The following is an 11,334-nucleotide window of genomic DNA, read 5'->3' as shown; positions in this document are numbered from 1 at the left end:
TTATTCCAGTAGACGAACCATCCAATAGTTTCAAGGAAAATGCTGGATCACCACAAAAGGCTCGTTAAAAAATTGAAAATCTTAAAAATGAGTTGCAAATCAACCCTTTTGTCTGTTAATGACTTCTTCAGAACTGTTTTTGATAACGTGAACACGGAAAGATATGAAAGATTTCTCAATTCTCTTTATAAAAAATCCGAACGCTGGAGTTTTTCACTATTCTCTAAATTCAGCCACGTTCTATGTTTTCACGCTGTTCCTCCTGTCAGGAATAACGGGGATTGGTTATTTGTATTACCATCAATATCATACGATCCAGAAACAGCAGGAACTGATTTCCCAGCAAGAACAGGACAAAGCAACTCTTCAACAGAAAATAAGTGAATTTTCTGAAAAAGAAGACCGCATTGTATTTCTTGAAGATTACATTGAAGAGCTCAAACAGTCTGCTTATAATAGCGAAGCTTCCCTTAAAAAACATCTGGCACTCGTCAATTCCAACACTGTGAAACTGCTGGAAATGCAGGAATATATCTGCCAAACCCTTGGAACCAAATGCCTTCCTAATTCCTATGACCCCAACCATCCCCAGCAAGCTGTGCTCTGGATTGAACGTGTACAGCAGAATCTTCAACAGTTTGACAAGGAATTACGTGAATTTTATTCAAGAAAACTGACGTATGAAGAACAGGAAACACAAATCCAGCAACTTCAGATGAAAGTCGCACAATCAGAACGTGATTTTGAAGAACATTTACAATTTGTAAAATCCAAGGAAGAAACAATTGACCAGATTTCCCAAAAAATCCGTAGTGTGACGGGGGTGACGTTTCGTACAGCCGCCGATGCAACCAAATCAAATCTGCCCAAAAAATCCGGCAATTGGGGACGTGGTGGACCAACCATGGAAGAAACTTTCAGTTTGAACTCCAGAGATTCCCTGATTCAATCCCGATTGTTGCGTCAAACCATAGAAGATTCTGCTCAATATTATGATGAGGCTGTTTCTGATTTTGAAAAACTGAGCTTGTCTATCGAAAACAATTATGCGGCATGGCGAAACACACCAACCATTTTACCCGTGAAGAGTCGATTGATCTCGGATGATTATGGCTCTCGCACGGATCCCTTCACCAAAGAAACAGCGTTTCACGGTGGAACCGATTTTGTAGTAAAAACAGGTGGTCAGATTAACGCTCCTGCTGATGGTGTTGTTACTCGCACTGGAGATCAGTCTGGATATGGACTGCTTGTTGAAATCAAACATGGCTATGGGATATATCCTCATGGGGGTCGTGAAGTTCGCTATGTCACACGTTTTGGCCATCTTTCAAAAATTCTGGTTCATCCCGGACAACGAGTTAAGCGAGGCGATGTGATTGCGCTTGCAGGCAGTACCGGACGAAGTACGGGTCCTCACCTGCATTATGAAATCATTGTCAATGGCCGCCATATCAACCCGATGAGTGTGATCAGCCAGTTTGGAACTCCTTATCCCTTATACAGGAAGCAATCTGTTGTTTCCTTCAAATAATAAAGGTTCTGTGCCCAAATCAAAAAATTCGTCATTGCCAGTCGTCAGAGGTCCCAGTCACCTGAGCGAAAGCCTGTTTATTGAAGGAGAAGTGTATTGTGACGGAGTGGTTTACATCAATGGGAATATTGATGGAACTGTCGTTAGCGAAGGAGAACTGTTGATTGGACAGAGTGGAAATGTTAAAGGAAACATTCATGGAAACAATGTGATTGTCGGCGGACATATTGAAGGCAGTATGAAAGTTGACCGGCAATTGGAAATTCTGAAAAACGGACACATCCAGGGCACCATTCTGGTCCCTCCAGGCGGGATGATGGTGCATCAGGGTGCTGTGCTCGAAGGCAAGTGCCAGATGTCTTCCTCAAATATCTGATCTCGGCACCCCCTTTTTCCTCCCTATTTTTTGGAGCATTCAATTTTCATGTCACGTTATCAGCAACGCGGGGTATCTTCCCAAAAAGAAGAGGTTCATGCCGCCATTCGGAATGTTTCGAAAGGATTGTATCCGTCTGCTTTTTGCAAAATTGTTGAGGATTTTCTAGGACATGATCCTGAATACTGCAATGTCATGCATGCGGATGGCTCAGGTACAAAATCATCATTGGCCTATCTGTATTACAGGGAAACCGGAGATCTTTCCGTATTCAAAGGCATTGCGCAAGACGCACTGGTGATGAACATGGATGATCTGTTATGTGCTGGTATTGTGGATAATATCCTGTTTTCCAGCACAATCGGACGTAACAGCAAATATATTCCGGGAGAAGTCATTCAGACCATCATCAATGCCAATGAGGAACTGATTCAACAATTCCAGGACTTTGGCATCCGGATCATCACAACAGGTGGCGAAACCGCTGATGTAGGAGATGTGGTGAGAACACTGATTGTTGATTCTACCGTGACCGCCAGAGTACCAAGAAACCTCATTGTCGCAAATGACCGAATGGCTCCCGGTGATATCATCATCGGACTCGCCAGTGATGGTCAAACGACCTATGAATCTCAATATAATAGTGGCATTGGGAGTAATGGCCTGACCTCGGCACGTCATGACATGCTCCACAAAGATTACGTTCGCTTATATCCTGAAAGTTTTTCCCCGGAGATTCCTGAACACTTGGCCTACAGCGGACCATTTCATGTGTCTGATCCTCTGGAACAGACACCGTTGAATATCGGCCAGGCCTTACTCTCTCCCACACGGACCTATGCGCCTGTGATCAAACAACTGTTGGACAGTCACCGTTCTCAAATCAATGGAATCATTCACTGTTCCGGAGGCGGTCAAACCAAATGTCTGAAGTTTGGGAAAAATATTTTATATGTGAAAAATAACCTGTTTCCGGTACCCCCTCTCTTTCAAACCATTCAACGTGTTTCAGAAACCCCCTGGAAAGAAATGTACCAGGTGTTTAACATGGGACATCGTATGGAAATCATTGGCCCGAAATCGCTACTGCCTATTGTCTGTGACATCGCACAGCAGTTTGACCTGAAAGCACAGCAAATCGGCTATTGTGAAACAGCCGCGCCAGGATACAATGAACTGAGGATCCAATCAGAATACGGCACTTTTCATTACCGGGAACATGCGTGATCTGAAATCAGGAAAATTTTTGGAAAAACAACAAAAACCCGCACATTACCGGAAATCTCCGGGAGCACGGGATCGTGTTATTTTTTCAAAACAGTTTTTTCCAGGGGAGAATATCCCATCCAATCTGAGCATCCTCAAAGAAGAGGCCGAATGGAGGACATGGTTTGTGGTCTCTATTCTGGTATTGTTCGGGATGACCATGATTGGAATATCTGTCGTTGGTGATTATGGACTGCTTGCGACAACAGATATAAAACACAGAACAGTAGAACTGGAAAATGAAATTCTGAGACTCCAGGAACGAGAAAACTCACTGGTCAAAGAAGTTGAATCGTTGCATAGCAATGTCAATTATCTTGAAAAACTGGCCAAAGAAGAACTGGGACTCTTAAGAAAAAATGAGCACGTTTATTACTTATCCTCTAGCGACAGTTTTCATCTTCCTACTGAAAAACCCTGACCCGGAACTCAACTTTCCACTTCTTTTCCATCTTCCAAAAGCAGAATTTTCTTGAGAATCTCTTCTGGAATCGCTGCCTTTTTTTGTTGCTGATAATCATAGACAACAATAATGCTGTCGCCATCTGCTACCAATTTTTGGAGTTTATGGCTGACAATCCGATAGCTCATGATAAATCGGTCTTCTTCAATTTGTGTGATTTTGGTGCCAACTGACAATGTATCAGGAAATGTGACAGGAGCACGAAACCTGCACTGAATATGCGAAAGAATCGGACCTACACCTGTCTTTTGCATGGACTCCATAAACTTGAGCTTATCAAAATAGGCAATCCGGACATCTTCAAAATACCGAAAATAGACAGTGTTATTGACATGTTGAAACGCATCCATTTCACCCCATGCGACAGGGATTTCAATAACCACGGGAAAATTGTTGAGCAACGATTCCATGAGACTCCTTCAGAATGGGTGAACAGGATTATGACTTGGGGAATTTCCGGTTTTTGGGCCCGGAGTGTCGGATATTGTCAATGATGATGACAAATTCACACTTAACAGGATTTTTGGTAATTTGTTCTGATAATTTGCGAACCGTTCCCCGATAGATTTTTTCATCAGGATATGTGAGTTGACAACAGATCACGCCGTTCTGATTCCCAAAATAGTGTGACAGATCTTTCAACAGAGCACCCAGCCTGTAAGGTGTATCATAAATAACAAGAACGGAATGATAATTTGTCAGGTTTTCAATCGCATGCCGCCTATCCTGAGAATTTCTTGGCAGAAAACCCGCATAATAGAAGCTTTTCAGCGAAAAACCACTACAGACCAACGCCGCCATCAAGGAGGATGCGCCGGGAATCGGAACAATCATGATACCCTGCTGAATGGCCTGCTGAACCAGTATGGTTCCCGGATCAGCAAATACAGGTGTTCCCGCATCAGAAATCAACGCCATCGTTCGTCCCTGGCGCAATTGGTGAATGAGCCCCTGTGACTCCTCGGCTTCATTATGTTCATTCAGAGAAAATAACTCTTTCTGGATTCCCAGATGTTTGAGGAGTTGTGAGCCATTTTTACGTTCCTCACACACCACAAGATCCACCTGAGTCAAGACATCAATGGCTCGTTTGGAAATATCATCCGGATGTCCGACATGTGTTGAAACCAGATATAATTTGCCTGAATTTGAAGAATTGGATGAATTCATGAAAAAAACAGCGTTGATTGTATGCAATGGAAAATCCCCGGATCCCGCGATTCTTACGAGATTATGGGAGTGGGCAGATCTCAAAATAGCGGCAGATGGCGGTGCGAATCAGTTGCTTCAACAAAACCGTGTCCCCGATGTTATCATTGGTGATGGCGATTCGCTGAAAGCATCGACAGATACCGTATCAGCGATCCCTCTGATCAAAGTCGACGAGCAAAATACAAACGACGCCGATAAAGCTATCCGATATTGTTTGCAGCATCAAGTGACAGAAATACATTTACTGGGTGCGGATGGCAAGCGAATGGATCACTTTCTGGCAAATTTGGAGGTGCTGTATAAATACTCCGATGAGGCCCGGATTATCCTCTGGACAGCAACGGAACGCATTGAGTGTATCCGGACTCAATGGAACAGATCTCTGGAGTCGGGAACGGTGCTTTCCCTGTTGCCATTGTTTGGCGGGGGATTTGGTATTGAAACTCACGGCTTGAAATATGAACTTCAGGGAACGGATCTTGTTCCAGGTAAAGAACCAACAGGATTGTCCAATGAAGTCCTTGAATCTGATGTTCATATTTCATTGAAACAGGGTTGTCTGTTTCTGATTTATGCACATCAATCCAACCTGTTTTAAGGGGACACCCGAGGACTCTGTTTTATAAAACATGTGGTCACTCAAACAGGCCTGCTGAAAATTAAAATCAATCATAAAAAATTTTTGTTGTCATTCTGAATTTGTTTAGTTAAGGAATAAACAAACCTTATCATTACATTTTTTATTTGTGCTATCAGGAAGGTTTATGAAGGGGAAATCATTAGGGGAAATGCTGGTTGATCGGGGATTTATCTCAGAGGAACAACTGGGGATTACACTTCGCGAACAGAAAAGAACCGGAAAACTGCTGGGTGAAATTCTCATTCAGCATGGATTTGTTCGGGAAAAAGATTTGTCTGAAGTGCTGGCCAGTCAGTCCGGACGAACTTTTATTGATATTAAAAACGCGGAATTTCCTGCAGATGCCGCAAGCATGATTCCTGAAAGATTTGCCCGGGACAGGCTGGTTGTTCCAATCAGCATGGGACAGGACATGTTTCTGGTCGCCATGGCCAATGCCTTTGACATTGAGACCATTGATGAACTCCAGAAAATGTCCGGACGCTACATCGATGTGGTACAAGCCACAGAAACAGATATTTTAACAGCACTGGACCGCTGTTATTTTCATGAAGCGGCACAGGATGACGTAACGCTGGAAGAATTGATCGCCGCCGCGGAATCAAATATTGGTGCCCAAAAAGGTGCGGCCTCTGATGAAGGTGGCATCAAAGTCCTGGTGGATTACCTGCTGGTCTATGCCGTAAAAAACAAGGCAACAGATATTCATATTGAACCAACGGCGACCATTATCCGGTCACGTTACCGTATTGACGGTGCGTTATTGCCTGGCCCTGTCATGCCGAAGGTGCTTCAGTCCGCGATCACTACCCGTCTGAAAATCATGGCCAACCTGGATATTTCCATCACCAGAGCGCCTCAGGACGGTCAACTTTCATTCATGTATGGCTCCCGTCATATTTCTCTCCGTTTTTCAAGCTACCCTATTGTTGACGGTGAAAAACTGGTCATGCGGGTTCTGGATAGCAGCGGTTTACAAGTTGGTATGCAGAAATTAGGGTTTATGCCGGATGTGCTGGTACAATTTCTACAAATTCTCAAAAAACCCTATGGCGTTATCCTGATCACAGGTCCAACTGGTTCAGGAAAAAGTACGACGTTGTATTCATCTTTGTCCTATGTCAACTCTCTGGACAAAAATATCATGACACTGGAAGATCCGGTGGAATACACACTGCCACTGATCTGTCAGGCTCAGGTTAACGAAAAGGCAGGACTCTCCTTTGCCTCCGGACTACGTGCCCTGTTGCGCCAGGATCCTGATATTCTCATGGTTGGAGAGATGAGAGATGGGGAAACCGCTGGCATCGCCATTCAGGCCGCATTGACAGGACATCTGGTGTTGAGCACACTCCACACCAATGAGGCGTCTGGAGCATTTCCGCGACTGGCGGATATGGGCGCAGAACCCTTTCTGGTTTCCTCCGCGATTCTGGCGGTCGTTGCCCAGCGTCTGGTCAGAAAAATTTGTCCGCATTGTCGAACAGAGGATTATTTGTCAGAGAAACATATCCAGGTTCTTGAAGAGTTGGGGAAACTCCCCGGAGAAGTGGTGTTTTACAAAGGTGCCGGTTGCGCTGAATGCAAGGGGCAGGGAACTGCCGGACGACTTGCTCTGGTTGAACTTCTCATCGTGAATGACACTATCAGAGAACTCGTTGTCGCGGGGGGGGATAGTAGCCGTATTGAAAAAGCCGCAGTCGAAAATGGAATGATTCCCCTGAAAATTGATGGACTCCGCAAGGTTGCCGAGGGCATGATTTCTTTGGCGGAACTGGAACGAAGTGGTTTCTGGGCACCAAAACTGGATATGTCCAAATATTCATAAAAATAATAAGGATCAGGTATGCCTGCATATAATTATAATGCGAAAACTGAAGCGGGAACCGCTATCACAGGATCATTGGTCGCGGGAAATGCGGATCAGCTTGAAAAATTGCTGGCACAACGTGGATTGCTGCTGATTGATTACAAGGAACAATCCCGTGGAACCAACTTTCTTGAAGGGTTTTTCAGCGGTGCCAATGATACGCTGCTGTTTACTGTTCAGATGGCTACTGGCCTTCCGTCAGGACTTCCGTTGATTGATGTGCTGGATGATATGCTCGAAGAAATGGAACAAAACCATTTTAAAAGAGTTGTTCAGGATATTAAAATCAACGTTGAATCTGGAAATTCGCTGTCAGAGGCTCTCGGTCTGTATCCCAATTATTTCAATGAAATATACCGTGCCATCGTGAATACAGGCGAGCAGAGTGGGCAACTGGATGTGATTTTCAAGGATCTTGTTTCTTTGCTGGAATGGGATCGGGACCTTAAAAAACAGGTCAAAGCCGCTGTCAGATATCCTCTTGGCATGTTGACCATGCTGACAGGTCTGATCGTGCTGGTTTTGACAGTCGTGATTCCCAATTTCAGTGATTTATTCGCTATGGGAGGAAAACAACTTCCCGGACCAACCCGGTTTTTGCTTTGGCTTGGTGATTTCATGAGCAATTACTGGTATTTGCTACTCGGATTGATTGTAGGCATGATCAGTGCTTATAAATATATTGGATCAACGTCCCAGGGTAAGTTGGCGATTGATCGAATGAAACTCAAGTTACCGATCATGGGTCCCTTGAACCAGAAAATTGCCATGTCCCGATTTGCTCATTTCTGGAAATTGTTATTTATGAGCGGAGTCGATCTGGCTAAAACACTGGAAATAGTTTCCGAAGTGGTACTGAACAAAAGTCTGGAGACGTCCATTCTGGAGGCGAGACAAGCCATCATCAACGGCCAGCCCATGAGTGAGGCGTTCAAGCAGACAAACACGTTCCCAAGCTTGGTGCTGAGAATGATCAATCTGGGAGAAGTGACAGGCATGATGGAGAGTTCCCTGTCTAAAATTTCAGAATATTACGATAAAGAAATTCCGGAAGCGATTGATAATGCTCTAGCGGCATTCAAACCGATTATGATGCTTATCATGGCAGGCGTGTTGATTGTCGTTGCCATGGCGATCATGCTTCCAATGTTTGGTATGATTGAAGCTGTCGTATAATTTTTTGACCTATAGGGTAGTTAACTCATGAGCGATAAATCCTCTTTTTTGTATTCGAAACGTGTCTTATGCATCAGCAAGGCCGATCAGCGTTATTATATCATCGAAGTCGGCATGGAAAACAACCGGATCAAGGTATTCAATTCGGCTATTTACACTCAAACCCAGAATGATGCACGATCGGCCGCTGAATTAAGAAAATTGCTCAAGATTCGTCAATTCAAGACAGATATCACCTATGCCTCCCTGCTGACAGACCAGGCTCATTATCAACGGATTGTTCTGCCAGATCTCAGCAGCAATGAGTTAAAGGCCATCTTCAATAGAAATATTGAAAAATTGCATAACAAACCGGTCGCCAGTCTTTATTTTGACAACAAAATGGTCCAGACGGTCCAAGACAAAAAAGGGAATCCACGTTGGGAACATTTGCTCATTTCCATGGAACGCCCTGAAGTTGATCAATTTGACGCGTTTTTAAGAAAAGCTGGTCTCAAACCAGTATTGATTGCACCGATGAACATGACAATGTCCGGTTTTTGCTGTGATACTTCTGATAAAAGTGAACTGGAAAATAAAATTGATGTTTATGTTTATGTCGGCAAAGGCTTGAATACTATTTCGTTCATGCAAAATAACTGGTTTGTTTTCTCACGGGAATTTTTTCTCGGGAAATCGGACAATCAGGCAGAGAACGCTGATATTGAGGAATTCACAGGGCAAAACCTGCATCGCTTTTCAACAGAACTTTCACGATCCATACAGTATTTTCAGCAAAACTTCCGGGATTATCATATCAAAAGGGTGATCCTTTGCGGCATGCCGGTTCCAGCCAACGCTGTTGGCGAGCATGTAGTGGATGGGAAACCTCTGGAAGTCAATGGCTATGATTCCATCGCAGATCTGGATATTGGGAATTTCCAGGGAAATGAAGCGTTCAAGGATCACCTCGGCTTATTCAGTGGTGCCCTGAGCCTGGCCTTGGGAAATCCCTACAAGGATAAACTCAACTTACTGAATCCACCAACGATTTTCCACAAATTGAGATTTATTCTGGGCGGACTGTTTCTGGGTTTGATCCTTTGCATGGGTATTTTATTTTTTCATTGGAATTCAGAATATGCTGAATTGAATGTCAAAGTGATGGAACAGCAAGGCATCCTTTCCAACGAACAGGCTGTTCTGGCAAAACTGCAACAGGATGACAGCATCCGGAGTTTTTATCACCGGGTCAAAGTGTTGACAGAACGAGAAATCTATAAACCATATCAATTATCGCATTATCCCTACAAAAAGATCAGTCAGGTGATTCCCAAACAGATGATCCTGAAAGAAATCAACACCGAAATCACCCCCAATGGATGGATTGGAAATATGACAGGCATCGTGGAAGATACCAACGCAGATCGTGCCAAACGTCACTTTGATCGATTTTACAGTGCCTTACAGGCGTCTCCGCTGTTTTCCAAACTGGAAGCCCGGCCGTTAAAAATTTCAGAAGACAATGCTTCATCCACAGGAAATACTGTCATCAAACAGAATGAAGAAAAAAAGGTCACATTGCGCTTTGATGTTACCTTCGAACTCGTTCCTCTTTCTCAGCCGTAAGTGTATTATGAATATAAAAGATCTGAAATGGTTTATCTCTGAATTAATCCTTGGTGGGTTACTCATCGTTCTGCTCATCACGGGGTATCTGGCAGGTATGGCCTTCATGGACACATCACAACAGCAAGACATGCTGACACAACTTCAGAAACAGGTCTTATCAACCCAACGTCAGGTGTCGCAATATTCACAAGTAACAGAAGAAGACAAGGCCCAGTGGAAAAAAATCTCTGATACGTTTATGGATAGTTATCCTTTGGCGTCAGCACTTCCCAAACAGATCACCTATGATGCGATTAATCGGTCCTTTCAGGGCGTAGATATTCCAATTGAAGCCGTTTCCCTGTATGAAATGCTTTATGGTATCACCCGACTGACAGGAATTCAGAATATTGATATCATTGAAGGCGAGATCAACAATGCCTATCAAAATGAGAAAATAAACCAGTTTCTGAATATTCAACAATTGGATATATATTTCAGCGCGCAATATGGAACTGTCTTCCGTTTCATCAAAGAACTGAGACAACTTCCCCTGGTACTGGAAGTGGCCAAAATGAGATTGTCTCAGAAAGATGGTCTGGTAAAAACTCATTTGACCGTATACTACATGAATCGGAAGGAAAAAAATCCGTTCCCTCAATACAATTAAAAGGCTGTCATGAAGACCAGTGAGAAAATCGCATTATTGCTGTTGCCTGTGGGTGCCTTGTTTGCCGCATATTCAAACGGGTTATTTGATTCTGTAGCGCCGTCAGTCACCTATACCCCCTCACAGGAGAACACCGCGTCTGTGGAAGAAATTCAGCAGGAAGTTCCGGGAAAGGTGTCCTCCAAGGAAATCCAGCAGGAAATCGCAAGGATTCAGCGGTTGGGATGGGTTCGAGATCCATTCACAACACCGGTAGAAGAAACCAGGATCAATCAGATTATCCAACAGGCATTTGAAGAGCCTTTGCCTGAATTGAGCCTTGAATTGATTTTTTTTAATGGCAAAGAGTATGTGGCGACCATTAGTGGTCAGGTGTTGAAAAAAGGCGATCCCATTGGAATCGAAACACTGGCGACTATTGGCGAAGATTACATTATTCTGCGCTCCAAACGAGGGAAAAGAACCTTGTTTTTGAATCAGCCAGACATTAGTTTTTCCGTAGAAGAATCTCGCAATGATGATGAGTATTAACCTGAG

Annotated in this window: 12 protein-coding genes; 10 read left to right on the top strand and 2 right to left on the bottom strand. The window is 43.8% G+C overall.

The features are described 5' to 3' along the window. Positions 1 to 163: 163 nt before the first annotated feature. From HQM11_01260 to HQM11_01245, 4 genes are read left to right on the top strand one after another with little or no spacing between them, the layout of a single operon-like run. Positions 164 to 1,534 carry a peptidoglycan DD-metalloendopeptidase family protein gene (locus HQM11_01260; GenBank protein ID MBF0349626.1) on the top strand — a complete coding sequence of 457 codons (1,371 nt, stop codon included), beginning with the start codon at positions 164 to 166 and terminating at the stop codon, positions 1,532 to 1,534. A gap of 10 nt (positions 1,535 to 1,544) precedes the next feature. After that, entirely contained in the window at positions 1,545 to 1,910 is a 366-nt protein-coding gene (locus HQM11_01255) for a polymer-forming cytoskeletal protein (protein MBF0349625.1), read from the top strand. A gap of 48 nt (positions 1,911 to 1,958) precedes the next feature. Continuing rightward, positions 1,959 to 3,137 (top strand): phosphoribosylformylglycinamidine cyclo-ligase, encoded by a 1,179-nt coding sequence (locus HQM11_01250; GenBank protein MBF0349624.1) that lies wholly within the window; start codon positions 1,959 to 1,961, stop codon positions 3,135 to 3,137. Continuing rightward, the gene (locus tag HQM11_01245; GenBank protein MBF0349623.1) at positions 3,130 to 3,597 is read left to right on the top strand and encodes a septum formation initiator family protein; all 468 of its coding nucleotides are present in this window, start codon (positions 3,130 to 3,132) and stop codon (positions 3,595 to 3,597) included. The genes HQM11_01250 and HQM11_01245 overlap by 8 nt, the downstream gene beginning before the upstream one ends. An 8-nt stretch (positions 3,598 to 3,605) precedes the next feature. On the opposite strand, the gene HQM11_01240 is transcribed toward HQM11_01245, so the two are convergent. Next, on the bottom strand, positions 3,606 to 4,049 hold the full coding sequence (locus HQM11_01240; protein MBF0349622.1) for an acyl-CoA thioesterase: 444 nt from the start codon (positions 4,047 to 4,049) through the stop codon (positions 3,606 to 3,608). 28 nt (positions 4,050 to 4,077) lie between these two features. Further along, positions 4,078 to 4,809, bottom strand: coding sequence for a 16S rRNA (cytidine(1402)-2'-O)-methyltransferase (gene rsmI / locus HQM11_01235; GenBank protein ID MBF0349621.1), 732 nt, complete (start codon positions 4,807 to 4,809; stop codon positions 4,078 to 4,080). On the opposite strand from rsmI, the gene HQM11_01230 reads away from it, so the two are divergent. The 6 genes from HQM11_01230 (at position 4,808) to HQM11_01205 (ending at position 11,328) form a co-directional block, all read left to right on the top strand. Next, on the top strand, positions 4,808 to 5,449 hold the full coding sequence (locus HQM11_01230) for a thiamine diphosphokinase (GenBank protein MBF0349620.1): 642 nt from the start codon (positions 4,808 to 4,810) through the stop codon (positions 5,447 to 5,449). The genes rsmI and HQM11_01230 overlap by 2 nt on opposite strands. Positions 5,450 to 5,615: 166 nt before the next feature. Then, positions 5,616 to 7,319, top strand: a complete 1,704-nt coding sequence (gene tadA / locus HQM11_01225) for a Flp pilus assembly complex ATPase component TadA (GenBank protein ID MBF0349619.1) — start codon at positions 5,616 to 5,618, stop codon at positions 7,317 to 7,319. An 18-nt stretch (positions 7,320 to 7,337) separates the two neighbouring features. Further along, positions 7,338 to 8,537, top strand: coding sequence for a type II secretion system F family protein (locus HQM11_01220; protein MBF0349618.1), 1,200 nt, complete (start codon positions 7,338 to 7,340; stop codon positions 8,535 to 8,537). Positions 8,538 to 8,564: 27 nt separating this feature from the next. After that, complete coding sequence (locus tag HQM11_01215; protein ID MBF0349617.1) at positions 8,565 to 10,145, top strand: hypothetical protein; 1,581 nt, start codon at positions 8,565 to 8,567, stop codon at positions 10,143 to 10,145. 7 nt (positions 10,146 to 10,152) lie between these two features. After that, positions 10,153 to 10,797 carry a hypothetical protein gene (locus HQM11_01210; protein MBF0349616.1) on the top strand — a complete coding sequence of 215 codons (645 nt, stop codon included), beginning with the start codon at positions 10,153 to 10,155 and terminating at the stop codon, positions 10,795 to 10,797. A gap of 9 nt (positions 10,798 to 10,806) precedes the next feature. Beyond that, positions 10,807 to 11,328 (top strand): hypothetical protein, encoded by a 522-nt coding sequence (locus HQM11_01205; GenBank protein ID MBF0349615.1) that lies wholly within the window; start codon positions 10,807 to 10,809, stop codon positions 11,326 to 11,328. The last annotated feature ends 6 nt before the right edge of the window (positions 11,329 to 11,334 follow it).

It is taken from the genome of SAR324 cluster bacterium (assembly GCA_015232315.1).
Taxonomy (GTDB): domain Bacteria; phylum SAR324; class SAR324; order SAR324; family NAC60-12; genus JADFZZ01.
Note: the sequence above shows the minus strand (reverse complement) of the source record. Positions and strands in the feature narration are given on the sequence as shown.

Bases quoted from the DNA above. Each gene is read 5' to 3' on its own strand.
- HQM11_01260 (MBF0349626.1), top strand. From the start codon at position 164: ATGAAAGATTTCTCAATTCTCTTTATAAAAAATCCGAACGCTGGAGTT.
- HQM11_01250 (MBF0349624.1), top strand. From the start codon at position 1,959: ATGTCACGTTATCAGCAACGCGGGGTATCTTCCCAAAAAGAAGAGGTT.
- HQM11_01245 (MBF0349623.1), top strand. From the start codon at position 3,130: ATGCGTGATCTGAAATCAGGAAAATTTTTGGAAAAACAACAAAAACCC.
- HQM11_01240 (MBF0349622.1), bottom strand. From the start codon at position 4,049: ATGGAATCGTTGCTCAACAATTTTCCCGTGGTTATTGAAATCCCTGTC.
- HQM11_01230 (MBF0349620.1), top strand. From the start codon at position 4,808: ATGAAAAAAACAGCGTTGATTGTATGCAATGGAAAATCCCCGGATCCC.
- rsmI (MBF0349621.1), bottom strand. From the start codon at position 4,809: ATGAATTCATCCAATTCTTCAAATTCAGGCAAATTATATCTGGTTTCA.
- tadA (MBF0349619.1), top strand. From the start codon at position 5,616: ATGAAGGGGAAATCATTAGGGGAAATGCTGGTTGATCGGGGATTTATC.
- HQM11_01220 (MBF0349618.1), top strand. From the start codon at position 7,338: ATGCCTGCATATAATTATAATGCGAAAACTGAAGCGGGAACCGCTATC.
- HQM11_01215 (MBF0349617.1), top strand. From the start codon at position 8,565: ATGAGCGATAAATCCTCTTTTTTGTATTCGAAACGTGTCTTATGCATC.
- HQM11_01210 (MBF0349616.1), top strand. From the start codon at position 10,153: ATGAATATAAAAGATCTGAAATGGTTTATCTCTGAATTAATCCTTGGT.
- HQM11_01205 (MBF0349615.1), top strand. From the start codon at position 10,807: ATGAAGACCAGTGAGAAAATCGCATTATTGCTGTTGCCTGTGGGTGCC.